Source organism: Enterococcus sp. 1001283B150225_161107_E12 (assembly GCF_015556925.1).
GTDB lineage: Bacteria > Bacillota > Bacilli > Lactobacillales > Enterococcaceae > Enterococcus_B > Enterococcus_B mundtii.
Genome location: NZ_JADNNI010000013.1, coordinates 36,680 through 63,107, shown reverse-complemented (window position 1 = coordinate 63,107; position 26,428 = coordinate 36,680). Strand labels below are relative to the sequence as shown.

Annotated in this window: 19 protein-coding genes, 1 pseudogene and 1 other annotated feature; of the genes and pseudogenes, 4 read left to right on the top strand and 16 right to left on the bottom strand. The window is 37.2% G+C overall.

Translation table 11 applies throughout. The features are described from left to right. The first annotated feature begins 232 nt into the window (after positions 1-232). A complete protein-coding gene (locus I2F89_RS10705; RefSeq protein WP_074801310.1) occupies positions 233-955 on the top strand; it encodes an HAD family hydrolase in 723 nt (240 codons plus the stop codon). A gap of 137 nt (positions 956-1,092) precedes the next feature. On the opposite strand, the gene I2F89_RS10700 is transcribed toward I2F89_RS10705, so the two are convergent. The 4 genes from I2F89_RS10700 to I2F89_RS10685 all read right to left on the bottom strand — a co-directional run bounded on the left by I2F89_RS10700 (position 1,093) and on the right by I2F89_RS10685 (position 9,361). Next, on the bottom strand, positions 1,093-4,287 hold the full coding sequence (locus I2F89_RS10700; RefSeq protein ID WP_195514311.1) for a DEAD/DEAH box helicase: 3,195 nt from the start codon (positions 4,285-4,287) through the stop codon (positions 1,093-1,095). Positions 4,288-4,305: 18 nt separating this feature from the next. Next, positions 4,306-7,437, bottom strand: a complete 3,132-nt coding sequence (locus tag I2F89_RS10695; RefSeq protein WP_195514310.1) for an AAA family ATPase — start codon at positions 7,435-7,437, stop codon at positions 4,306-4,308. A gap of 6 nt (positions 7,438-7,443) precedes the next feature. Beyond that, the gene (locus tag I2F89_RS10690; protein ID WP_074801302.1) at positions 7,444-8,562 is read right to left on the bottom strand and encodes an exonuclease SbcCD subunit D; all 1,119 of its coding nucleotides are present in this window, start codon (positions 8,560-8,562) and stop codon (positions 7,444-7,446) included. Positions 8,563-8,725: 163 nt separating this feature from the next. After that, positions 8,726-9,361: a lysophospholipid acyltransferase family protein gene (locus I2F89_RS10685; RefSeq protein WP_010734236.1), complete on the bottom strand. Its 636-nt coding sequence runs from the start codon at positions 9,359-9,361 to the stop codon at positions 8,726-8,728. A gap of 131 nt (positions 9,362-9,492) precedes the next feature. Here I2F89_RS10685 and I2F89_RS10680 point away from each other — a divergent pair, with 131 nt between their 5' ends. Beyond that, a complete protein-coding gene (locus I2F89_RS10680; RefSeq protein ID WP_071866487.1) occupies positions 9,493-10,227 on the top strand; it encodes a tRNA1(Val) (adenine(37)-N6)-methyltransferase in 735 nt (244 codons plus the stop codon). Then, a complete protein-coding gene (locus I2F89_RS10675) occupies positions 10,217-10,504 on the top strand; it encodes a GIY-YIG nuclease family protein (protein ID WP_065096641.1) in 288 nt (95 codons plus the stop codon). Before I2F89_RS10680 ends, I2F89_RS10675 begins: the two co-directional genes overlap by 11 nt. 122 nt (positions 10,505-10,626) lie before the next feature. Here I2F89_RS10675 and I2F89_RS10670 read toward each other — a convergent pair whose 3' ends face one another. The 4 genes from I2F89_RS10670 to I2F89_RS10655 form a co-directional block, all read right to left on the bottom strand. Continuing rightward, complete coding sequence (locus tag I2F89_RS10670; protein WP_086335187.1) at positions 10,627-12,558, bottom strand: acyltransferase family protein; 1,932 nt, start codon at positions 12,556-12,558, stop codon at positions 10,627-10,629. Positions 12,559-13,199: 641 nt separating this feature from the next. Next, entirely contained in the window at positions 13,200-13,370 is a 171-nt protein-coding gene (locus tag I2F89_RS15780) for a helix-turn-helix domain-containing protein (protein ID WP_081355946.1), read from the bottom strand. Between the two features lie 740 nt (positions 13,371-14,110). Next, positions 14,111-14,290: a hypothetical protein gene (locus tag I2F89_RS10660; RefSeq protein WP_071866489.1), complete on the bottom strand. Its 180-nt coding sequence runs from the start codon at positions 14,288-14,290 to the stop codon at positions 14,111-14,113. Positions 14,291-14,363: 73 nt separating this feature from the next. Beyond that, on the bottom strand, positions 14,364-14,846 hold the full coding sequence (locus tag I2F89_RS10655; protein ID WP_071866490.1) for a hypothetical protein: 483 nt from the start codon (positions 14,844-14,846) through the stop codon (positions 14,364-14,366). Between the two features lie 558 nt (positions 14,847-15,404). Here I2F89_RS10655 and I2F89_RS10650 point away from each other — a divergent pair. Then, positions 15,405-15,872 carry a hypothetical protein gene (locus tag I2F89_RS10650; RefSeq protein ID WP_229078109.1) on the top strand — a complete coding sequence of 156 codons (468 nt, stop codon included), beginning with the start codon at positions 15,405-15,407 and terminating at the stop codon, positions 15,870-15,872. 141 nt (positions 15,873-16,013) lie between these two features. Here I2F89_RS10650 and tnpA read toward each other — a convergent pair. From tnpA to hisS, 8 genes and pseudogenes are all read right to left on the bottom strand, one after another. Continuing rightward, positions 16,014-16,465, bottom strand: a pseudogene (gene tnpA, locus I2F89_RS10645) (IS200/IS605 family transposase). 212 nt (positions 16,466-16,677) lie between these two features. Then, positions 16,678-18,861: a glycoside hydrolase domain-containing protein gene (locus I2F89_RS10640; RefSeq protein ID WP_071867733.1), complete on the bottom strand. Its 2,184-nt coding sequence runs from the start codon at positions 18,859-18,861 to the stop codon at positions 16,678-16,680. 40 nt (positions 18,862-18,901) lie between these two features. After that, on the bottom strand, positions 18,902-19,564 hold the full coding sequence (gene bacL2 / locus I2F89_RS10635; protein ID WP_074801292.1) for a BacL2 family protein: 663 nt from the start codon (positions 19,562-19,564) through the stop codon (positions 18,902-18,904). Positions 19,565-19,668: 104 nt separating this feature from the next. Further along, positions 19,669-20,040 (bottom strand): phage holin family protein, encoded by a 372-nt coding sequence (locus I2F89_RS10630; protein ID WP_071867732.1) that lies wholly within the window; start codon positions 20,038-20,040, stop codon positions 19,669-19,671. Between the two features lie 28 nt (positions 20,041-20,068). Then, positions 20,069-20,908 carry a LysM peptidoglycan-binding domain-containing protein gene (locus I2F89_RS10625; RefSeq protein ID WP_071867731.1) on the bottom strand — a complete coding sequence of 280 codons (840 nt, stop codon included), beginning with the start codon at positions 20,906-20,908 and terminating at the stop codon, positions 20,069-20,071. A gap of 982 nt (positions 20,909-21,890) precedes the next feature. After that, the gene (locus I2F89_RS10620) at positions 21,891-22,766 is read right to left on the bottom strand and encodes a YitT family protein (protein WP_010734230.1); all 876 of its coding nucleotides are present in this window, start codon (positions 22,764-22,766) and stop codon (positions 21,891-21,893) included. Positions 22,767-22,972: 206 nt separating this feature from the next. Then, a complete protein-coding gene (gene aspS, locus I2F89_RS10615; RefSeq protein ID WP_071867730.1) occupies positions 22,973-24,739 on the bottom strand; it encodes an aspartate--tRNA ligase in 1,767 nt (588 codons plus the stop codon). After that, the gene (gene hisS, locus I2F89_RS10610; protein ID WP_034687180.1) at positions 24,739-26,046 is read right to left on the bottom strand and encodes a histidine--tRNA ligase; all 1,308 of its coding nucleotides are present in this window, start codon (positions 26,044-26,046) and stop codon (positions 24,739-24,741) included. The genes aspS and hisS overlap by 1 nt, the downstream gene beginning before the upstream one ends. A 65-nt stretch (positions 26,047-26,111) precedes the next feature. Then, positions 26,112-26,323 (bottom strand) — a binding site (T-box leader). Between the last annotated feature and the right edge of the window lie 105 nt (positions 26,324-26,428).

Genomic DNA, 26,428 nt, shown 5'->3' with positions numbered 1-26,428 from the left:
TTATTTTTACTATTATAATTCATTTGACAAAGTCGAAATAGATTTGTAGATTTCTTTATAATAAAATTAATTATTTTTAGTTAAAAAAACTAAAATACACAAACCTTATTCTGTCAAGTAATTAGAAATATAGTAATAAAAACCTTTAAATTCCAACGTTTTTCTTGGCTTTTTTTTGATACAATAAGCGAGGATTTGTGAAAAGATAGAATTTTGAAAGGCGTGTAATAATTTGATTAAATCAGTTGTATTTGATGTTGACGATACAATGTATGATCAGCAACAACCATTTAAGAATTCAGTTAAAAGTGTGGTACCTCAAGTAACAGAAGAAGATATGCATGGATTATATATCCGTTTCCGCCATCACAGCGATGAGAATTTTCCAAAAGTCATGGCTGGAGAATGGACACTTGATTATATGCGTGCACACCGCATTAGTCAGTCCTTGATCGATCTAGGTTATTCACCTATCTCTGATGAAAAATGCTTAGTTTTCCAAGAAGTCTACGAAGAGGAACTAGCAAATATCTCTCTTCATCCTGAAGTAAAAAAAACACTTGATTTTCTTAAAGAAAAAAATATTCCATTAGGGATCATCACCAATGGACCAACTGATCATCAAACAAAAAAATTAAATCAACTTCAATTAACAAATTGGATTCCTGCTGATTGTATGCTAGTTTCTCAAGCAACTGGCTTTCAAAAACCAGAAAAGGAAATCTTCCAATTAGCCGAGAAAACTTTCAATATGTCACCTAATGAAACACTATACGTTGGCGATAATTACGAAAACGATGTGTTAGGTGCTAAGAGTGCCAATTGGCAGACGTTATGGTTCAATCACCGCAAGCGTTCCATCAACGAGCGTCCGGTGTGTGATGTAGAGATCAACGAATTCGATCAACTACTATCCGCTATAAAAACTGCTGTAGGAGAGGCTCAGCTTGTCTGATCAAATAAGCATCTGCGAATAAATAAACAAGAAAAAAACAAGGAAGATAACTGCGCAGATTTGCGAGGCTATCTTCCTTGGCTTATTTACTGGTTCCTGTATAGGAGAGTAATTACTCAATAAATGATCTTTACACTTTATTCGTCATTTTCACCAATACTTAGAATCAAACGAATATCGTCTTCTGTTAATTTCGTCAATTGTTCTTCGTTTCCTTGAATCACTTTTTGGAATAATTCCCGTTTTTCTTGCTGTAAAGAATCCATTCGTTCTTCGATTGTTCCTTCAGCAATCATTCGCCATACTTCAACAACATTTTTTTGTCCAATACGATGGGCTCTTCCAGCAGCTTGTTCTTCGATCGCTGGATTCCACCATAAATCATAAAGGATGACTGTATCTGCGCCAGTTAGATTTAATCCAGTCCCTCCTGCTTTAAGTGAAATAAGAAAGACATCTTTTTCACCCGCGTTGAAAGCATCGACCATGGTTAAACGATCTTGTGCCTTTGTACTTCCTCGTAAATAAAAGGTACTTAGCCCTAACTCAGCTAATTCCTCTTGAAGGATCGTCAACATACCCGTAAATTGGGAGAACAACAGGACACGACGGTTATTTTCTTTTGCAGCTAGTAATAAATCTTTTACTTGTTCTAACTTACCTGATCCACCTTGGTAGTCTTCTACAAACAAACGAGGATCACAACAAATTTGACGTAAACGTGTCAGTCCTGCCAAGATGCCGATCCGATTCTTTTTGAATGACTCTGAATCCATAGCTGATACTTCTTCACGCATTTGTCTCAAATAAGCAAGGTACACTGTTTTTTGTTCTTCCGTCAACGCAGAATAAAGATTCATTTCAGTTTTTTCTGGTAAATCTTTGAGAACTGTTTGCTTATCTCGTCTTAAGACAAAAGGTCGGATCATTTGCGCGATTTCATCTGTCGTCAATTCTCTAAAACGTGTCCGATTCGGAAAGAACCCTGGCATGATCGTAGCAAATAGTGACCATAGTTCTTCAAGGCTATTTTCGATTGGTGTCCCACTCAAAGCAAACCGCTGTGGAATATGCAACTCTCGTAAAGCTTGAGCAGTCTTTGTGCTGCTATTTTTCACCATTTGCGCTTCATCTAAGACTAAATAATTAATCGTCGATGATTGATATTCTGAAAGATCCTGACGTAAGCTCGCATAAGAAGTAACACGAATATCTACTTTTTCAGCTAACAAAGTTTCTCGCTCTTTCTTATTGCCATTGATCACTTGGACACTCAATGAGGGAGCAAATTTTTTCACTTCGGCTTGCCAGTTATAGATCAAACTCGCCGGTGCTACGATCAAGGCGTCCAATGAACCTTTTTCTTCTTTCTCCGAAAGCAGAAAAGCAATGGTCTGCAGCGTTTTCCCTAGACCCATTTCATCAGCTAAAATGCCACCAAACTGATAATGACCTAACATTTTCAACCATTGGAAGCCTTGCTTCTGATAGTCTCTAAGCTCAGCTTGCAAATTCTTTGGTAAAGTAGCTTCGTAATTCGTAGGATCGATCAAGTCTTGAGTCATTTGTTGGAAAGAATCGCCAAAACTAGCATTACTTCCCGTAAATTGTTCTTTGATCATCAACCCTTGATTTTTTGGCACTTGGATAACGCCATCGTCTGAACGGATCGTATCTCTGAACTGTTGTAGGATTTTGCTTGTTTGTTGGAATTCTTCTGAATCAAACGATAATACCTGTCCACTTTCTAAGGTATAAAATGAATCATTTCTTAACAGACTCTGCAAAACATTGTCGATTTCATGCTCGTTGATTCCTGTGACATCAAAGCGGATATCTAGCCATGATCCTGTTTCTTCTACTTCGATCTGTGGTTGGTGTTTTTGTGCGTCTAGATATAATTCCCGTAATTTTTTTCCTATACGGACTTCTCCAAATTGACGAAAAACAGCTAATTCTGTCCGGAAAAACTGATACAATGCTTCACCTTCTGGTAATGGACGTTCGTAGCCCGTTTTATTTTTCCGGTAACGGTACATACGAAACAAATCAAGGACCCGCTGTTCTTGCGCCGTATCTCTCAATATTTCGGTAGTTTGCTCAGCAAGCGTTTCATGTCGTTCATCTGTGGAGAACACAACATCTCCATATACAAAATCGATTCTTGCTTGGATTTGCCCTTTCATTTTTTTAAAAACAAAGACAAACTCTACTGGAATATCTGCGACTTCTGCCGTCACTTCATCGTCAATAGCAACGGTTCCTATCTGATCTAAAAGTGGTAAAATTTCTTTAAATAAAGAAGACAATTCTTTTTTGTGAAAGGCAACTTCTGGCTCTTCAAAACGTTTCATCAGTTGTTTCCAAGTCAAATAGATCGTCTGTTGCTGCTTAGTCAAATGATAGATAGTACCTTGTCTGATCCCCCACTGGTAGTGAGACAAAAACAAATCAAAGTCACTTACGGCAGTCAGTTGATACTGTGTTTCTTTCTTCTTGACTTGAAAACTTAGCGGTTTCGCATCGTCTGAAAATTGGATGCCATGATAAGTTTGATCATTGATCTGTAGTTTCAAACGTGTCGATTGATTCATACGCTCTAACAAAGATTTCGACTGATCGATTGGCAAAAGTAAGTAACGCTTGTCTAATTTCCCTTTTACCAAGACACCGTTTGCGCCTAACAATGTTTGCGTCTGTGCAATACCTGCGAATAGATCCAGTAGTTGTTGATCTTCTTGTTGGAAAACTCGATGCTCTAAACGGAATTGATACTGCTTATTGACCGTATAGTTTTCCTCGTCCGTGTACGCCTGTAGAAACTCATAAATATTTTTTACGATGTATGTTTTCTTAGGTGTTTCTAAAAAGCCCACACGTAGATACACTGCCAAAATAGAAAGTTCTGGATGGTATTGATTGGTTTCGATCTGTTCGACATGATAATCGATCACTAAGGGTTGCAAGGATTTAGTAGAAGTCTTCCCTTTTAATCGGGCAAATCCTTTTGTCAATAGTTCTCCTTCACTGGTCTTTTTCGTTGGTTCAATCATTTTTTGATCTTTCTGCATGATACGAGAAAGTTGTTTCGATCGTAAATAAAGTTCTACTGCAACAGTGTGCTTGCAATAATGATGTTCTTCCCAGTATGGGCATTGACAGTAGTCGATTTCTTTTGCTGTACCATCTAAATCAACTAAATACAGCTCACTACCTAAAACCTCTGCATGCCACACATTTTCTTCTTGATCTGGGACAACCGATAACACACGGTCTTCTTGCAAATATTGACGCCCTCTTGCAATGACTTTTTCCGGAATACTCCATTTCATTGTTATCAATCTCCCTTCTTAACCAAAATGGTAGCGTATTTCACTCTGTCCACTACCTTTTGTATCAATTCGTATTTGTTGCAAGACACGTTCTTTCAACTCACGTACATGGCTGATGATCCCGATCATCCTGCCTTCGCTTTCAACTGTTTCTAATGCTTCCATCGCCATTTCTAAGGCTTCTTCATCCAGTGAACCAAACCCTTCGTCAATAAACAATGCTTCGATCGTGACCCCACCAGCTTGCGCTTGAATCACTTCTGCCAAGGCTAAAGCTAATGATAATGCAGCAATAAAGCTTTCGCCTCCGGATAAAGTATGCGATCCTCTGGTCGTTCCTGCTTCATCATCGTACACGTTGATCTCCAGACCAGTCTTTCCGCGGTAGCTACCGACTTCTTCATCTAATTCAAACTGATAGCGGCTTTTTGTCAATCGTATCAGATGTTCATTAGCGACTTGCAAGACTTCTTGTAAATAAACTTGCAAGACATAACGTTCAATGCTTGTCTTTTTAGGATTTTCACCATTCATCGTCTGTGATAATTGTTGCAACTGGATCAACTCATCTAGTTGTTCCTGACTATTTTGATAACATGTGGTAAATTCCATGATCACTTTTTGATTGTTTTGGTGTTCTTGCTGCAAGTGATAGATCAATTGTTGCTGCTCTTCAATGTGTTGTTTGATTTTTTCGATTCGTTCACTCAACACTGTCAAATCTTGGTATTTTTCATCATAGGTGACATGTTCCAGTTGTTCCAAGCGAGTGGAAAGAACCAGCTGTTTCGTTTGATACTCCTTGACCGTTGTTTTTCTATTTTCATACGTGGCTGTTTCTTTTAACAACGTTGCTATTTCTTCTTGTGAGGAAAAATCAGGGTGTTGCTCCAAGAAACTAGAGATTTTACGTTGTTCTTTTTCAACTTGAGTAGTTGTCTTTTCGATTTGTTCAGTCAATGTATCGACTTTAGTTGTCAAAATAGCTGATTCTTGTTGGAGTTTTTCACCTTGCGCCATTTGCTCTTCTAACTCTTGTTTCATCTTGATCAACTGTTCAACTAATTGATCAGCTTCTTTTGCTAAAGTATCAATGTCTTCTGTTCCTAATTGTTGACTTAATCCTGCTATCTCACCTTGGAGTCGTTGGATTTTTTCATTATGGAGCGTTTGTTGAGCTTTTAACTGTTCACTTTGTTCTTGGTTGCTTGCTAGTTCTTCCATGATCCTTACTTGGGCTTCTTCAGCTTTTTGGATTTCCTTTAAATGAGCATTGAGGGTCTTCTCTATTTCCGCAAGCCCACGAACAATATCTTCTTGCGCGTCTATTTGGAAGATGGCTTTTAACTCTGTGTTCAAATAAATCGCTTGTTGATCCAACTGTTGACTCGTTTCCACTTGTTGTTGACCTAAACGAGCAAGCTGTTGGTTGATTTCTTCGATTTCTGCTTTTTTTCGACCAATCTCCTGATGCGTTTTTTCGATCGATTGTTCTGCTTGGACCATTTTTTCTTCAAGTACAGCTAAGTTTTCCTGCACTGATTCACGATTATCCGGTGTCAATGGATGCTCCGTTGCACCACACACTGGACAAGGTTCACCAGGTATCAATAGGGTTTGTAAATAAGTAATTTGTTGCTTTGCCCAGTCGCTTTTCCATTGATTGAAATCGTGTGTTTGTTGTTCAAGTAATTGTTGTTTTTCTACCAATTGCTCTGTTGTTTGTTCAAAGTACTGATGATTTTTCACTAGTTCTTTGTAAAGGTGAGCAAGGTGTTGCTGTTGTTCACAGTAACGTTCCCCTTCTAAACGTAACCGTTCATAAACCAACTGTTTTTCTTGTAGTTCCCCTTGTGTTGCTAAAACGGTTTGACTCGTTTGTTGTCTTTCTTGAAGGATCAATTGCTGATCTGCCAGTTGTTGGATTTCTTGCTGTAATTCACTGACTTTTTTTTCCATTACGGAAAGTTCCGATTGTTTTTCTCTAAAAGTATCGGCCACTGGGATCAATCGTTGCTTTTCTTGGAGCGTTTGACTCATTTTTGCTATTTTTTGTTCGAGATCTTCTCGTACGTCCGCCTGTTCTTGCCATTTCTGTAAATCACTTGCCACCTTATTGAACGCAATAATTAGTTGCTGTTTTTCACTTTCCTGTGTGGTAAGTGATTCTTGGTATTCTTGGCTACGTTCAAGTGGGGTGCGCAATTGCTGAGCGACTTCATAATGAGAAACCCATCTTTGGTGCTCCTCGATCACTTGCTGTTGCTCATTGAGCGCTTGTTGTTCTGCCAATAATTGTTGCTTTTCTTCATAAGCAGATTTTTGATTTTTCCCTTGATAGTAATCTGTCTCGCTGATTTTTTGTTCTTCTTTCAGTTGCTCTAATACTTCTTGCTCTGATACGAGCCTTGTTGAAATTTGATTTTGATACTCTTGCCACTCATTGATCACTGTCTCAAAAGATTGTAGACCAGCCGGTTGCTTCTCCTCATAGGAACTAAATTGTCTTTGCAACAAGACTAATTCTTGCTCCAAATGATCCAGTTCTTTTTGCTTGTTCTTGGCTTTTTCTTTCAATTGTTCGGTGAATCGTTGAAAGAATTGTGTGCCGAATAAGTTACGTAAAACTGTTTCTTTTTCACTACTAGAGGAAATCAAGAAATTCCGAAATTCTCCTTGCGGCAGTAAGACGATCTGTGAAAATTGCTTCGCATCTAAATTCAATAGTTCTTTGATTTCTTGATCGACTTCACTCCGTTTTGTTAATTGTCGAATTTCTTTTCCTTTTTCATCAAAGATCGTTAAACTTACTTTTGCCGCCTGTTTTCTCATGCCCTCACCCTTGCGTTTAGCTAACAATTGTTCAGGCTTACGTTCGACTTCATACCGCAACTGTTGATGTTCAAACGAAAAAAGGACACTCGTTTCGTCTTCAGGTGTCGCAAATAATGACCGCATCTCTTTGCCAGACCGCAACCTTCCAGATGTTTCTCCAAAAAGCGCATAGGTCATCCCATCAAAAATCGTTGTTTTGCCAGCCCCTGTTTTTCCTGTAATCAGAAACAAGGCGGCTTGGGTCAATTTTGAGAAATCAATCGTTTCATCGATAAATGGGCCAAAATTTTTCAATCGTAATGTCTGTGGTTTCATACTTGATCATTCCGTTTCTGTGAGTTCTTGCAACGTTTCTTCTAACCAGCTCATTTGTTGTTCTGTCATTGGCTCATCCACCATTTCAGTAAAGAACGTTTCCGCGAGTTTTTTTGGTTGCTTGATTTCAAGTGTCTGTCGTTTGCTTGTGGAACGATGCCGTCCATTGACACGTTCGACACCAAGTATTCGAGGATAGATTGCTCGTAATTGGTTCATCATGTTAGGAATAACTGCGCGATCTTTTAAATAAATCTGCAAATAATTTTCTCGGTTGATCGTATGGTAAAAACTTGGGTCTAATAATTCTTTAAAACTAGCAGTTACTTCAGCAATATCATACAAAGGTGTGATTTCTTGAAAATCCAACACCAAGGTGTCAGTTAGATCAACGATCCAGACACCTTTTTTCTGATTGATCTCTGAAAGTGAGAATTTAAGTGGCGAACCACTGTATCTAGCATTTTCTTGCTGCAAGGCTGCTTGATTATGAAGATGTCCTAAAGCGACATAATCAAATGGCTCCAATAGACCGCCTGGAATCGCATCTAGTCCACCCACTTCGATTTTTGTTTCTGAATCTGATTTCTTACTACCTGTCACAAAAAAGTGACTGACTAGCACCTGTTTTTTTGCAGGATCAAAAGCGAGTTGCATCTGGTCAACCACTTTTTCCATTGCTTGTTGGACCGTACGGATCGTATCATCTTCAAAATAACTTCTAGCGGAGATTGGTTCAAAATAAGGCAATAAGAAAAATTGAGTATTTTGATAGTCGATAGGTTGGAAAGATTCAGCAAATCGTGTGTGTAAAAAGAATTTTGTTTGGCTGAACCATTCCGTGCCAGCAGATAATCGAACACTACTATCATGGTTTCCTGAGATAGCGAAAATCGGGAATTTTTCGTTCAGGTTCCAGTCGATCATCAACCGATTGAACATCTCTACGGCTTCTACGGCTGGGATACTTCGATCATAGAGATCACCTGCAATAACGATTGCATCCACTTTTTCCTTTTTCGCAATCGTTAGAATCTCAGATAGTACATGTTCTTGCTCTTTAAGTAAATCATAGCCCTGCAATTTTTTTCCTATATGCCAATCTGCTGTATGTAAAAAACGCATCTCATCACCTCAAAAAAATATCCTTCTTACTATTATAACACTTCCATCAAGGACATGACAGCTAGAATCACTTGCAAAAAGGCGGTTTTATAACAAAAAAAGCGATAAAGAAGCGGTGTCTTAGACAATCCGTTTCTTTTATCGCTCATCGAATAAAGAACAATTATTCTGTTTCATTCTTTTTTATGATCTCATATTTAAAATCAGGATTTACTTCCTTGTCTAGTTTATCAAATGCAGCTTGTGTGCGTCGCTCGATTTCTGCCATTCCTTCCTTGTCAGTTTTTTTGATATCTGACAAGTCGATCGGTTCACCAAAGCGAACAATCACTCGTTTGCGTTTGAATAGATCACCTAGCGTGAGAGGACCTTGATACACAGCTGGAACGATTTTTACTTTGGCCATTTTGGCTATTAACGCCATTCCACCTTTCAACTCGGTCGCATGTCTTGTCCCACTTGGAAACATGATCAATCCTAGATCGGTTGATTTTAGAATCTTGACAGGTGTCTTGATCACACTTGGTCCCGGATTGTCTCTTTTGACTGGGAAAGCATTCGAACGTGTTAAGATGAATCGTAAAACAGGGTTTTTGAACAATTCTTCTTTCGCCATAAAACTAAACGATTTAGGTGATGCAGCAACAGCGAGATACAACGGGTCCCACCAAGTGCGGTGTGGTGCAACAAGTATGTAATTCTCGTCTTTTGGTAAGACTTCTTTATTTTCATAACGGGCATTGCCATTGATAACAGCTAAAATCACTTTAACGAGCCCGCGCATAAATCGATAGAACATATCCTCTTCCTTTCTTTGCTTCTCGTTCCTATAGTATGCCTAAAAAAGACCGATTTGACAAGTTCTCTTGGTTCTTTTGAACAAAAATAGTATACTACATACGATTAGTTTTTTCATTTGGAGGGAATTAGATGCTTCACGAACATGAACGTATTGACCAATTATATGCAAAAGATATTAAGATTATCCAAAGTTCCCAAGTTTTTTCCTTTTCTTTAGACGCCGTATTGCTCGCTCATTTTGCTCGTGCGCCAAAAACCGGCCAAATCGTTGACCTTTGTTCGGGGAATGGTGCTGTCGGACTATTTTTAAGTAAACAAACACAGGCAAAGATCGATGCGATCGAACTACAGCCACGCTTAGCTGATATGGCCCGTCGGAGCATTTCATTGAATCATTTAGAACAACAAATGACCGTGCATACGATTGACTTAAAAGAAAGTTTAACGGTTGTCAGACACAACTCTTGTGACTTAGTCGTCTGTAACCCCCCTTACTTCAAAGGCTTACCTACAAATAAAAAAAATCCAAATGAGCATCTAGCAATTGCCCGACATGAAATCCATACAACGTTGGAAGAAGTGATCCAAATCTCCGGCAAGTTATTAAAAACAAATGGTCGCTTGGCTCTGGTACATCGTCCAGAACGCTTCTTAGAGATTTTGACTCTTATGCAAACCTATCAGATTGCACCGAAACGTGTTCAGTTTGTTTATCCTAAAGTAGGCAAGGAAGCAAATATTTTATTGATTGAAGGAATCAAGCAGGGAAAAGCCGATGGTTTCAAAGTTTCTCCACCTTTATTCACCTATGATACGCAAGGTGAGTATACCCCCGAACTTCGTGAGATGCTTTATGGAGAATAACCATTACTTTTATGTGTTGCACTGCCGAGATAATACGTTCTATGGAGGATATACCACCGATTTGGCTCGTCGTTTACAAGAACATAATAATGGTACAGGCGCTAAATACACACGTTTGCAAAAGAGACGTCCTGTAAAAATGATCCATGCAGAAGGATACGCTACAAGAAGTGAAGCCACAAAAGCCGAAGCCGCGTTCAAAAAACAAACACGCCGGCAAAAAGAAACCTATTTGAAGACACATCCTTCTCTTTCTTTACCTGATCAAACGGAGTAAAAAGAATTTTAGAGAAAAAGAATGCCTCAACGAAAGATCGGAGAACGATTTTCGTTGAGGCATTTTTTTGTAAGAGTTATCCTACTGCTCAGGTCAAAACATTGCTGTCACAACCTCAGTTTTTATTCACTCACTTGAGTACTATCAGATAGAGTGTCGCTCGTACTAGTCGAAGAAGTCTCACTCGTTTTGCTTGTCTCTGATTCTTTTGTTCCACCTAATAGTGCTTCACTGACTAGATGGATATAATTCAGCATACCATCTGGATTTGGATGGACTTGATCGTCATAGAACCATTCACTGTGACCATTACTATAACCGTACCAATCGATCACTGTCATGTTGTCATATTTCTTTTCCATTTCTGTGAGCATGGCATTGACTTCATTTTGCCAGCGCTTCGTTGGTACGCGAACATTGACCCAGTAAACTTTACGATCCCCGATCGCGTTCATCAAGCTATCAAATTGCGCCTCAGAAAAAGAGCCATTTGTTCCTAACCCAATTAATACCGTATCTTTCAATAGATCCCTATTTTTCAATTCTTCGATATAAGGAAGGCTTGTGTAGAGTTGACGACCGACATCACCATCTACAACTACTTGCGGATATAGTTCTTTTAAATCTGCCGCAGCATCTAACATGACCGAATCACCAAATGCAGTCAGCTCTAGTTGTTGGGCTTTTTCCCCTTGCGCTTTGGTCAAATCATATTTATCCAAAATCGCTTGGTCGATAGGTGCTACATTATTGCCTTGATTATTCTGACTTTTTTCAGCTAGTTTTTTACTTTCAGCAATATTCTTTTGTAATTGCTCTTGGTCCGCGGTCACAGCATTTTTAGGTGCAGTGACGAACCCGACTAAGGCAATCGCTACGACTAAGGTTCCAGGGACCACCCATGGCTTTTTCCAACTGAAAATAGGTTTGGTGAACCAGCCTTTGACGACGCGAACCGTTTGGCTATAATCAAAGCGTGCCAACGGACGTTCGATAAAGCGATATGACAGTTCACTGATCAATAAAATCAACGTGATCTCAATGACCGTGTGTAATAACACATGATCAGCGATACCTGATACTTTCGCTTCGTAAAAAATCATTACCGGAAATTGGTACAAATAGATCCCATAACTTCGTTTACCGATCCAACTAAAGACCGGATTCGTCAACCAGCGATTCAAGCTCGCACCGGGATGCGCGGTGACTGCCACAAGAACCATACATAAAAGACTGACTAAAAAGAACCCGCCATAATAGATAAAGCTCAAATGGTCATCTAAGAAAAAGAAAAAGAGGATCAAAATGATCAACGAAGTAAAACCCGCTAAATTCAATACTTTCTTTGCTTGTTTAGGGATATTTTTCTTCAATCGCGTAGTTGGCCAAACAAAAGCCAATGCACTCCCCATCCAAATCGAGAACAAGCGAGTATCTGTCCCATAATACACACGGGTAGGATCGCCATTTGGCGAATACAACACCATCATCAAAATCGCTGAAGCAATGGCTGTGCCCATAATGACATAAAAAATATTTTTTTTCTTACGGACAAATACCATGAGTAATACAAAGATGATCGGCCAGATCAGATAGTTCTGCGCCTCTACTGCTAAGGACCAAATATGGGTAAATGGCGACTCATTTGCAAAACGATCAAAATAGGATAATCCATTATTGATCTGCCACCAGTTATTGACATAGAATAAACTGCTGAGTACAACGCCCCGAAGATTATTTAATAATCCTCGCTGGAATAGCGTAATATATGCTGATGCAGTAATAAGCAAGAAAACGAGCCCAGGATATAGTCGTTTCATTCGCCGAACGTAAAATTGCCAAATATTGATTTTTCCATTTTGTTCCCACTCTTGTCGTAAGAGATCGGTAATAAGATAACCTGAAACGACAAAAAATATCGGAACTCCGAGGTAACCACCCTTCATACTTGTTGGCAACAAGTGGTATAAAATAACCCCGATGACCGCTAATGAACGGATCCCATCGAAGCCCGTGATATACCGGCTATTTTTTAATCTTTTTTGTTTTTCCATTCAATATTCCAACTTTTCATAAACTTTTTTCATTCGTAATATACGTGCATTACCAAAAAATAGCAAGCAAAAACTTCATAAAAGTTGCCACTTTATACTATAATCCCATAGTTCATCAAAAAAGGACACATTTTTAAGTAACTTTAACAAAATTTCAAATATAACAAGTTGACTAATCGTTACTTGAATAGGGTTTCATTATTTTTTTATTTATTTTCGTTGATGAACGAGAAATACTTGAATGATTTCTACTCTTATCATGGATAGACATCTGGAATAGCCATTTAAAAATTTGGACTCCCCAAAAAAAAGGAATCAATAAAAGCTATTCTGCTTTACTTGATTTTTATCGGAACATTGTAAATAATCCAAACATCTATGTTCCCTAATTGTAAGCACTCTGTCACTCCTTTCCTAGGATCACTTCAATAACTCATTCATACTTATTACGAAAAAAAATCACCTGTCCTTTAGCAGACAGATGATCGTTCTCTTTTGTGTCATATGTAATATAAATCATATAGTATGCTGAAGAGCTAGTGGTGCCAGATCCCAGTTCGGAGTTTTTTAATGGAGTTGAAATCTCATTTAATACAATTTCATATAAATCTTTTGGAAGTTTTAAATGATAACTAGTCTGCTCACCTAATATAGTAGAAATCCATAAAAAATTTCCTTATTGCCCCCTCATCTCCACTAATATTGATAGGATTTAATTCTAAAGTTAAATTATATTCAATAAGTACAGGTTCAATCTTCGATAATATTATACGAAATGTACTTTTAGAATAATTATAAAAAAGCTGCTTCATCTACTTTTCTCAAATTACCATAAAATATATCATTGATTACTTTAAAAAGAACCTCATTTCCAAGTAATTTCGCTTTCTTTTTTCGATAAATAATTCGATCTACTTCTTCAAATCTATAACCTGTACGTTTTACCAAAAAGTTTAAAGAGGATCCAAAATAATCCTTTAAATCCAGAACATCTTTTAATAATCTGATTATTAATAAATCTCATTTGAATGTTCCGCATAACCCCCTCTTATTTATCCTTATTCTTAAATCGTAATTACTATATACTGGAAGAGGCTAATTTATCAAGTTTTTTACCTTTTATTACCAGAAAGGAAAATTAGAGTGTACCCTAAATAGACACTGGCAGTTTATTGTTATTCTCCTTTTTAAATGATAAATTTTTCCAGTTTTATTTGACATACTTTCCTTGGTAGATTAGGTCTCGCTGAAACATTTATGTAAAAAATAGTGGTAGTAGACCGAGTGGTAATCTGATAATCAAATTATCGTTCGGTCTACTACCACTATTTTCTGTACGGATGTTCCAGTAAAGCCACTCTCTTTAAGATTGTTTAATAATATTTAAAGAGAACACGCCGAAAATTTTACTAAAGGTGATTTAATTGAAATAAAACTATTTGACAATGAGTCATATTTTATACTTATTCTATAAATACCTCATTGGTTCATTCATACTTTTAGAGAAGAACTTAGTTAATTATTTGTTTAAAAACAAGCATAGTATGTTATCTCATTTTCCTAAATTTCCAGTCACTTTTTGGATAGGATCTATTTTATTTCCATTTTTATCCATAATTATTGTACGATTTACTTCATTCTTATCATGTTTTATTTTTGAAGTAAATATCCAAATAAAAATCATTGATATTAGAAGAATCAATAAAATTACAAATAGAGGTTTTCTTTTCATATAAACTCCTAATTTTTGAACGTTATATCACATATCATGTTCAAAAAAGATATAAATAATGTTTTTTTCTTTTCTATAATGGAATTATGCTATAAGTTTGTCCATTAACAGGATTATCTACAGCAAAATAAAAATAGCCAGCTGTTTCTAAGGTATAAGGAGAGCCGCTTAAAGGCATATTGTAAACATTTACTACAGAAGCTGGATCAGGGCGATCAGTCACAAAGCAAGCAAATCCTCCTAATGAAAAAGTCAACCTAGCTCTATTTGTACTATTAAGTCCGAAAATATAGCCACTATATCGTGTGCCTGCTCCTGAAAATGGGTTAGAGTGATAGTTAGATCCAAAACTCAGCCACTTTAAAGTAGTCGGGGGTGTTGTGCCTTTTGGTTGTACAAACAGTATTTCAGGTTTGACTTCTTGTCCAAACTTATTATAAATAACAGTTTCTTCTGAGGAAGTTAAGGTCACCTGTTCAGCTTGCACCTCAGTATTCATGATTCCAAATATTGAAAAAACAAAAAAACTTATGCCTAACAAAATATACTTTTTCATTTTTTATACCTCCTAAGTATTTCATCATAATAAAAATTTGTTTCTCCTCTTATTCTCAAATATTCTCCTTTCCATTTTATAATTTAAATCACCCCTTTGTTATAAAAACGCTTTCTTTAGAAAGGATGACAATTCCCTTCTTAATTATATAATACTAAAAACAAATAGACAACTAATGTTAATATCGTGCGTCATTTAATATTCAATGTTATTTAATGGTATATTTACGTTGAATAACTTTATATAGATGAAGACAGCAACAAATAACTAATTTAAACTAGAACAGAGTAAAAAGAAGTTAATCTGTTTTCTTTGATTAACTTCTATCCACATTTCAATAAATAATAGAAAAAACTACTATTTCTGTTCACAATAAATAACATTTTTTTATTAAATTTTTAAAGCTACTTCAAGTTTTGTCTGCTATAATTAAAAAAAGTCTTTAAGGAGAACTAAATAATGCTTTTAATTAAATTTATGTGTACTTTAATATATTACGCTAGTTTTATTTATACAGTCTACAAAGTCAGGCAGATCCAACAGGAGTATTCAGATATCATGGCTGTATATAAACAAGAAGGAGAGCGTGCTTTTCCAAACCTGACTGAACAAGAACAAAAGAGACGAAAAAAAGCAATCTCACAATATTATGAAAAAAAGGACCCTTCTTTTGCTCTAAAAAGAAAATTTTCATTTATCGTTTACGTTATTGTCTTTTTTATTTTGGCACGTGTCATTCGCTACTTTTTCCCTATTGAAGACGTCCCTAAAAATTTGAATCATATAATTCCCTATTTGGGAGTAGCCCTTACCATCAGTGCTGTTACAGGCTTTTACTTAATTAAATCCAAAAAAAATGAACGCGAAATATTTAAACAGTATTTAATAGATCATCCTAAAAATGAATTACAATTTGTTTGGGTTTCAGAAAAACTTCAGGCAAGTTTTATGCAAAATACAAATAAAAGATTTATAGTCCATCTTACACTAGGTATATTAATGATATTGTATCCTCTTTTTTCTTAGATGGGGTTATACATTAAAATCATAACTCCCCTTCAAAAGGGTGGTTTGCTCCAAGGCTATAAGCCCTTAACACCGGTCAGCGCCTAAAGAAGCTGGCCTTGCCACTTTTGCCTACCTTTAAAAAGGTGTTTGTTCTACTCTCTAATCCTTAAAAGGGTCCTCATATTCTCGAACACTTAATTTATCTAGCGCTATATCATGTTTCTCTTGTTCTTGAATGTATTTCCTTATGGTCGCTTCATTCAATCCCACAGTGCTTACATACCCTTCTGCCAAAAAGTGTCGATTGCCAAACCTATATTTTAAAGTTGCATGCTTATCAAAAATAATTAATGCACTATTTCCTTTTAGATAACCCATAAAACTAGACACGCTCATTTTTGGTGGGATACTCAATAATAGGTGGACGTGATCTGGCATCATATGCCCTCTAAAATCACCACTCCTTTATACTTACATAATCGTTTGATAATCTCTTGTGTACTTGCTCGATATTGATTATAGCTGATTTTTCTTCTATACTTTAGTGTGAATACAATGTGGTATTTGCACAGCCACTTTGTATGAGATAAACTATTTGTTTTATTACCCATTTCTTTTCCCTTCCTTGCGTTATCAATATAACCTGAACATCATATTTTAACGATGTGTAGGGCTTTTTGATAGAATCATTTGTTCCCACTTCACCCCACCCGAATTGCGGGTGTTTTTCTGTTTCGCTCACTTTGCGAGCTCAACTTGGTCTAAAGACAATAATAAGAACCGCAAAAACAGTTCCCATGTTTTTGCGGTTCAAATCTTTTAGTTAGCTTTCTTTGATGAAATCTAAAATGGAGCTAATAACTAAAGCAATTACTCCCGCTGCTGTTACTGTTGTCGCCCCTGCACCAAGCCACGCAACAATAGGTGGTATTACTAAGATTAATAAGAAAATACCTACACCTGTTGCAATTGTATAGAGCGTTCTTTCAAAAACCTCTTTAAAAAATCCTCCGATTTTATTTAAATCAATTTCAATTTCATATTTAACAGAAGCAGTAATTTCTGATCCTTCTACTGTAAATTTTTGCATATTAATGGCAAGCGATACACTAATTTTCCCATCTTCATAGCCACCACTTAATTCTACATCACCATTTTCGATAGCTGCAGTTAAACCTTCCATGTTAGCTTCCAATTTCCCAGCAATACCACTACCTAACATATCAGAGACTTCACTAACAAATGCTGGATCAATTTTTCCATTTATGATACTAAATGTAATAAGATTATCATTGGCATCTGCGGATTGAACTGTTCCGGCTAATGTTTGTGTGAGTGTGACAGGTCCAATAGAGAAAATGGGCATTTCTACTCCTAATTCAAATTGTGCATTATCAATTGCTTCATCAATCAATTTAAGTCCCAGATTTTTTAGGACGCCAATAGCTGGATCAACCGCACTAACAGTCGTTACACCTGGATCGATTCCAGAGACATTCAGTTTATCAATCATCACTAAACCATCTCCTGAGCCAATTCCATCGCTTGGTTCACTAAATTGGTCAAAAGCCCAATCTGTTGGTTGAGAAAAACCAAGATTACCAGACCAACCAGTAGACATATTCGATACATAACTGGCCACGGTATAGCCTGCTTCAGAAACACGCATACACACATTGCGAGTACCATAAATCCCTACATTAAAACGAATCCCATTTCTCGTCGCAACATCATGTAGTCCACTGAAATAAGGCAGGATGTTTGTCGTAATATCTGAGTCTAGCGCATCCACATCCACTGCAAAATAAATGATTGTTCCTTTGTCAAATCCTAGAGAGTCCGCAGCCGCAAATGCTGTATTTGCATCTGATACACCTTGGTTGTACGTATAGTAGCTTACCACTGGATTATTGTCCTGATAAATCGGAATGATAGCCATTCCAGCATTAATAATATTATTTGCTTCAGTTACCGTTAAATATTTTGGAATAAAGTTATTGCCGACGGTTCCCGTTAAGTAACGACCTACGTATTGTATTCCAGCTTCTTGCAAGGTTGTGATTTGCGCAGGAGTTAGCTGTTCTGAAGTATCTACCGCATTGAAACTACGGTTAGGATCGCCAGAAGAAAGCATCAAGGACATCGCAGTAGTTAAGTCAGGATAACCGTCTGTTACTTCGGATAAATTCAAGAATAATTGGAATAATGATAATGAGTCTGTTGTCTCGGTATCTAATGCTCCGCTGAATGGGACACCACTTGGACGTACATTGATCAGATTTTGATAAAGTGCATATTGGAGAAGTAACACTAATCCGCTATTACTTGCTACTTGGCCACTATCTGCTAACTGTCTATAAACTTCTTGTGTAGTTGGACCGAATACACCATTTGCAATATCGCCTAGACCTTCTTCTACTTGGACCCCATAAATCAAGGCAGTATTTGTGGCACGTTGATAGATCCCGTCACAAGGTAAGATTCCTGTCCATTCCGAATACTTTCTATTTAAAGTTTGTTGCATTTCACGTGTTCGTGCATCGCCTCCTTGAACTAATACAAATGCACTCATATCAAACAAAGCTTTGGCCCATATTGAATCTAACGTACTAGTTGGATTCTCAAATCCAGCAGCCATTTTCAATCCTTTGATTGCATCATCATTATTGAGCGTATAAACTGTGTCAAATTTCCCATTTCCCATCCCTTTGCAGCGAAAAGCACCATCGACCAATTTTACAATTGGGCTTTCATACTTATTAATTAAGTTGGGCGTCACTTGCTGATCCCATAGTGCTGAAGTGGTCTCACCAAAATTATTGACCAATTCTGTAATACCTAACTCATGTTGCACTGCACGAATCAAACCATATACCGTATCCCATCCAGTACGGCCATCTTCCGGAACTGAACCAAAACTAGGTACATCTCCATAAGTTTTATTCAACCATTGTTGTACTTCTAATACCCATGGATCTTCTCTTAATTGTTTATCATTTACGTTCATTTTTTTCACTCCTAAAAATTTATTTTTTGATTCGAATCACTTAGATATGTCGAAGATTTTCGTCATTTGTGACTGGAAATAGAAAAAAATTTTCTTTTTCCAAGTATTTCTTGAATCTCCGCTTCATTCGCTCAATCTTTTTCCGCATACGTGCGTTATATTCTTCAAAAAACATATATCTCACCGCTTCAGCACACGAATAGCCTTCCACTAACAAAGAAAAGAACTGGGCATCATCAGGAGCAATTACTTGATACTTCATTAAAATCTCTTTGATCATCAATGTACTCTCGTCTAAAAAACAGGGTGGAAAGCAGGCACTGGACTCATCAATCATTTGCCAGTGCCCACTTGCATAAGTAATGCCATGTTTATCGGTGGATTTCCCTGATTTTTTCTTATATAAACGCCAAACATTTTTTTCTGCAATAAATAATCGATGGAGAAATACATTTTTAAAGTTAAAATCATTTTTTTGTTCTTCTCGAAAAACTTCGATTGCTTCCCAAGTTGCGAAGAGGTAGGCACTATAAAAATCTTCAAACGAAATGTATACGCCTACATTACTTGCTGAAAAATGTGAATATTTTGCACTTTTTTTTAAATACGGAACAAAATTCAACAAAATTATTTCTAAACGTCTTTCATCTTGTTCTTTTACATAATCCTCTACTTCTATGATTCGTTCTGTCCAAAAATCCATGTTTCCCACTCCAATCGTCCTTTTGGATGGGTATGTCGTAAAATAAGTGTAACTTGTGACAGGATAATAACAATTTTTTTTATTTCTTTTTGTCATTTAATCCACTACAGTGTTTTTCTCATTTTCTTTTCAATGGATTTTAAGATTTCCCGAAAGTAAGTCGTCACTTCTGTTTTTGCCGTATTTTCAATAATACTTCCAATTTCATTAAAAATCAGACAGGTCGTAAAAACTTTGACCAATGTGAACTCTAAATGAACCTCATTTTGTAGCAAAACAAAGTCAACGATTCCTGTCAAAATAAGTAACACAAAATGGCTAAGTTTTTTCCAAAGGCCTTGCCAACTTAATGTAGAATACCAGGTGTGATTGACTTTTGCTTTGAGCCACCCCGTCATTAGATCTAAAAGAACCACAAGGAAAAAGATATGAATCAATGCCTGATCGGTAGCAAAGATCTTTGTCAAAGCAGTCATCATAACACCTCCTTTGTAAACTGAGTATTTAGCAGAAAATCTCACAACATTTCTGATAGTATTGTTTTCTAGATGTCAAGCCATTGTATCCACCATTTACACGTAAGGTCACTTGTTCAACGGTTGGATTTCCTCCACAGTATTCATTCATCCCGTTTGAAAACCACCAGAAACCTGCACTGGTCCATGGATAAGTAGCAGCTACATACTTTGCTCCTTGATTTAAAATTTCTGGATCCAATACTGAAGCGGCAAATCGGGTATAATTACTGCGTCCAGTTAGCTGGATATAACCCGCTCCTTTGTATTTTTTCCCGTCTTCCGGATAATAATTACCTAAATCACTCCGCCCTTCATATGACTCTCCAGAAGCCAACTCTTCCCGCCAAACTCCACAACCTGATTCGTGGCTGCATTGACTAATGAAGTGACGCAAACTGTTCAAAGAGACAATTTTATAAGTCTGCAGGCAACGATTCAATTCTGTGACATCTTCTGCCGAGATCGAATACCAGCCGATTGCTTGTAATTGTCCTAATGATACGGCTCGACTTTGGGAATTTCCGTTCCTTTTTTCTATAAACAACCATTGACCGACTTGAATTAAATCAGGATTCGGAAGGTTATTCCATGTTTGAAGTTGCTGGACCGTTACACCAAAGCGCAATGCAATCTCACTCAATGTGTCTCCTACTTGTACCACGTAATTCTCCCCCTTTTCTTGGGTTTCTTGGATCAATAGTACTTGTCCAACTTGAATATAATCAGGATCAGCTAACTGATTCCACTGTTGGAGTTGAGGTACTGTGATCCCAAACTGTTGAGCGATTCCACTTAACGTATCGCCTGTCTTTACGCTGTAGTTCATCTCTTTTCCTTCCTTCTGTTGTATTGTCGCGACTTTTCGTATACGTTAAGATATGTCGTGAAAAAGCAAATTTTGTGACAAAAAAATGAATGACCTGAGGAAATTAGCCCCATCATTCGTTTAAATAGCTATATTTTTAGTTTAAGTTGATCCTTTCTGCCACACTACTAGTATAATGAACGACATTTTAATACTAACTATTGATGTGTTTTCTATTGCTCAACTTAGTTGTGATTCCATAAATTCAAGCTTATTACAAATACACAAATATCCAACAGAGTATACCCTGTTGGCCCAACAATGTTGTTTATATAGCTATATTGATAACGAAAATTTTGATATACAAATACTCTGCCATGCTTGAAATTCTTTAAATGTTGAAAAAAATAAACACAAGTTTTCTACATCCCGTTTCCCATCTTATTCTTCCTAGATCAATTAAATAATAGTTGAAAAAATAATAAATAAAAACAAAAGTAAAATCCCAATAAGTGGTTCAATCCAAATTTTTTCTGAATTAATAAATACATTCTTTTTATTTTTAACTAGTCCTCCACCATATTCTTTTGGAAGGGTTAGTTCAAAGAGAAAACCAAATAATAATGGTATCAAAACTGCATACTTAGGTCCTCTTATTAGTAAGTAGACAGCTGAGCAACTAAGGAAGAACTATATTACTTTGACTATTCTGATAGAACGAATCGTTTTAATTTCAAGATACTGTCACCTTTCTTTTATACAAGATCCATAAATTTATCTTTCTTACTTCTCATTTCAATATATCACGTTATTTTTAAATAATCACAACTCTATAATAAAGTGTCGTTTTAAACGCAAAACCGCTAAAAATTTAGAATCTGGACTATAGGATTATGTAAAAACTAATAACTTTTAAGTTCTTTAGATTTAACAAAATAACAAAAAAACACAGCGATAACCGATCAGTTATCCACTGTGTTTTATCTAACTATTTTACTAAACTCTATATTCCATCTTCATAAAAACGTCCGAGAATTTGGACATTTTCCGCAATACTGACAAATGCTTGCGGATCAGAAGATTTCATTGCTTCACGTAACAAAGGAAGCTCGTAGCGAGTAACGATCGTCATTAAGACTGTTTGTTTATCGTGCTTGTACGCACCTTCTGCTTCATTGATGATCGTGATCCCACGACGCATACATTTTTGGATGGCTTCAATCACTGCTTCAGGATGTTTAGTCACAATCATGACTTGCATCTTTTTTTGTTTCGTATAGACGACATCCGTCACTTTACCACTCACAAAAATCGACAAAGCACTATAAAACATATACTGCCAGCCGAAGAGCAAGCCCGCTACGAAAACAATCAGTGCATTGAAATAAATGGAAATTGAACCGATGGATCGACCTGTTTTTTTACGGATCGTAATACTCACGATATCTAATCCGCCAGAAGACAAGCCATTTTTTAATGCTAACCCAATACCAACCCCATTGACGGCACCACCGAATATCGCACAAATGATCGGATCGGTCGAAAGAATCGTTTGTGGCAAAAGATGGATACTAAGCGAGGTTAATGTCACAGTGATAAATGTAAAAATCGTAAATTTCTTTCCAAGTTTAAACCATGCTAAAAAGAATAATGGGATATTCAGCAAATACAACGTGGTTGAGACTGGAATCTCAAAACCAATCACTGATTTAGAAAGCGTCGTTAAGATTTGTGCAAGACCGGTTATCCCACTTGAATAGATGTTTCCTGGTTGATAAAAAAAGTTCAATGCAACTGAAGCAATCAGTGCATAGACGATCGACACCGAAAGTTTGGTCGTATAATCATGATACGCCCAATTTTCGAAAGTTTTTTTCATGAAAAAAGCCTCGCTTTATCTGGTATGCCCTTATTATATGATCTTTTAGAATATAATCAAGAGACTTCTTTGAAAAAAAGATTGGAAATTCCAATATAAGAGAAAAAAGGTTGCTCCAGTGTCACTGGCACGAATCAATCGCGACTTATCAGTGACTCTTTCACAACCTCGGTATTCCTATGAAAATAACTTCTCTTTCTTATTTGTTATTCAACATCTGTAACGTCGATGTTCAATTCAAATAATTGAAGATCAGAAACAGTGCTTGGCGCATCACTCATGACATCAGCTGCTTTACCATTTTTAGGGAAAGCAATCACTTCACGAATATTTTCTTCACCTGCAAGCAACATCACAAAGCGATCAAGTCCCAAGGCAATTCCTCCATGTGGTGGGAAGCCATAGTCTAATGCACTTAATAAGAAACCAAATTGCTCTTCCATTTCTTCTTCAGAAAAGCCTAGTGTTTTTAATACTTTTTCTTGTAATTCTCTTGTATGGATACGTAACGATCCCCCACCTAATTCATAGCCGTTCAAGACGATGTCATACGCTTCTGCATAGACTTTTGCGGGATCAGTTGCCAATAACTCGACATCGGATGCTTTAGGCATCGTAAACGGATGGTGCGCGGAAACATAGCGGCCTTCTTCTGCTGAATATTCAAATTGTGGCCATTCTGTCACCCATAAGAAATTGAATTTTGATTCGTCGATCAAGTCTAATTCTTTTCCTAAGCGAGAACGAATCGCTCCAAGAGTGGCTGCAACGATTTCTTCTTTGTCTGCACCAAACAATAAAATATCCCCAACTTCAGCGTTTGTTGCTTGGATCAATGCTTCAGATGCCTCGCCCATAAATTTCGCAATAGGCCCTTTCAAGCCATCTTCTTCTACTTTTAACCAAGCTAGTCCTTTTGCGCCAAACTGAGTGGCATATTGTCCAAGATTATCTAAATCTTTACGTGAATACTTGCTTGCTGCATTTTTCGCATTCAGCGCTTTGACTACCCCACCATTTTCAAGCGCCATTTGGAAGACTTTAAATTCAACGTCTTTCACAACTGTGCTCAAATCGATCAATTCCATGTCAAAACGTGTATCTGGCTTGTCACTTCCATAACGACTCATTGCTTCATCATACGTCATACGTGGGAATGGCAAAGTGACTTCGATACCACGTACCTCTTTCATCACTTTAGCAATCAATCCTTCTGTATAGGTTTGGATTTCTTCAGCGGTCAAGAACGTCGTTTCGATATCGACCTGTGTAAATTCTGGTTGACGGTCGCCACGTAGATCCTCATCGCGGAAACAACGAACGATTTGATAGTAACGATCAAAGCCAGCATTCATCAACAATTGTTTGAACAACTGTGGTGATTGTGGTAAAGCATAGAAATGCCCTGCATGGATACGAGAAGGTACTAAGTAATCTCGCGCGCCTTCTGGTGTTGATTTTCCTAAATAAGGTGTTTCTATATCCAAGAAATCATGGTCATCCAAGTAATGACGGATCGCTTTCGTTGTATCGTTGCGCAATTTGATATTTTTTGTCATTTTTGGACGACGTAAATCAAGATAACGATACTTCAAACGAATCTCATCACTGATCGTTTGTTCATCCTCAATCAAGAAAGGTGGTGTTTTGGCTTGATTCAAGATAATGATTTCATCCGCGATGATCTCAAATTCACCCGTTGCCATTTTAGGATTGATTGCCAATTCATCCCGATTTTTTACTGTACCTGTCACTTCAATGACATATTCACTACGGCATTTATCAGCGATTTCCCACGCTTCTTTATTGATTTCTGGATTAAAAACAAGTTGGACGATTCCTTCACGATCACGTAAATCAATAAAGATCACGCCACCTAAGTCACGTCTTTTTTGTACCCAACCTTTTAATGTAACTGTTTGTCCTAACTGCTTTTCTGAAACCAGTCCACAGTATACTGTTCGTTGTGCCATCACTTTTCCTCCTGTTCAGTAGATAATGTCATTTCATCATAGACTTTATCAAAGTGGTCATAAATATCTTCTAATGCAAAGCTTTTCTCTGTACGATTAGCCATTGATTTGACGTTGATCGTTTGATTGGCTAATTCATCCGCACCAATCACTAAGACCAACTTCGCATCGGCTTTGTCTGCTGTCTTAAATTGTGCTTTCGCTTTACGGCCCATAAAATCACGATCGGCGGAAAAACCAAAATCACGGATCGCTTGAACGATTTTTAACGCTTCGATATTTGTTTCTTCGCCTAGTGCTACTACATAGGCATCTAATGTATTCATTACAGGGACAGCTACTTCTTCTGCTTCCATCGTTAATAAAATACGTTCGATCCCCATCGCAAAACCAAATCCTGGTGTTGCTGGCCCACCTAGTTCTTCGACCAAGTTGTCATAACGGCCACCCGCACAAATCGTTGCTTGTGCGCCCATTTTAGGCGCGTCACTCATCACTTCAAAAATCGTATGCGTATAATAATCTAACCCACGAACCATATTACTGTCGATTTCATAAGGCACATCTAACGCATCCAACATGGCAATCACTGTTTCAAAATGTGCTTTTGCTGTTTCACTTAAATAATCTAAGATTGAAGGTGCTTCTGCTACGAATTTTTGATCACGTTTGTCTTTACTATCCAATACACGTAATGGATTTTCATGTAAACGACGTTGTGAATCTTCGCTTAATTCTGCTTCAAACGGTACAAGGTAATCGATCAACGCTTGACGATACGCTTGTCGCGTTTCTTGATCGCCTAAAGAGTTGATCACTAAACGGATTTGACTGATTCCTAATTGCTTGAAGAAGTCTAATGCCATCACCATACTTTCAACATCCGTCGCGGGATTGTCTGAGCCAAATGCTTCGACACCGATTTGATGGAATTGACGTAAACGACCTTTTTGAGGACGCTCATAACGAAACATTGGTCCCATATAAAATGTTTTGTAAGGTTTTGTATATTCTGGTCCAAATAATTTATTCTCAACAAATGAACGAACGATTGGTGCAGTTCCTTCTGGACGAAGCGTAACATGACGCTCGCCTTTATCATAAAAATCATACATTTCTTTTGAAACGATATCAGTCGTATCCCCTACACTACGAGCAATCACTTCATAATGCTCAAAAATCGGTGTGCGGATCTCATTATATTGGTAATCTTTAAATAATAAACGGGCAGTTTCTTCAACAAATTGCCATTTTTCAGATTCTCCAGGTAAAATATCATTTGTTCCTTTTGGTCTTTGGAAGCTCATATTTTTCTCTCCTTTTCTTCACGCTATGTAATCAATGCAAACAAAAAACACCCTTGTTCGCCATGAACAAGGGTGAATGATTAATTCATACACGGTACCACCTATATTTGAAAGATTGCTCTTTCCTCTCACGATTAACGCTCGTTTACGGGACGGCTTTGCACGCGTCCATCTCCAGAGTGTCTTTCAGAAACTACTTGTTTTAGATCGCTCTCAGCCACGACGATCCTCTCTTATAAAGCATTTAGTTACTTACTCGCTCTTTCATCGATATTTAGATATTAATTATAACCTACTAAAAACACAGCGCAAAGTCAAGTAGATTCTTATTGATTTCTTTTTCAAAGTCATTTTGATTTAGCTTTTTTTCTTTTTGATTTAG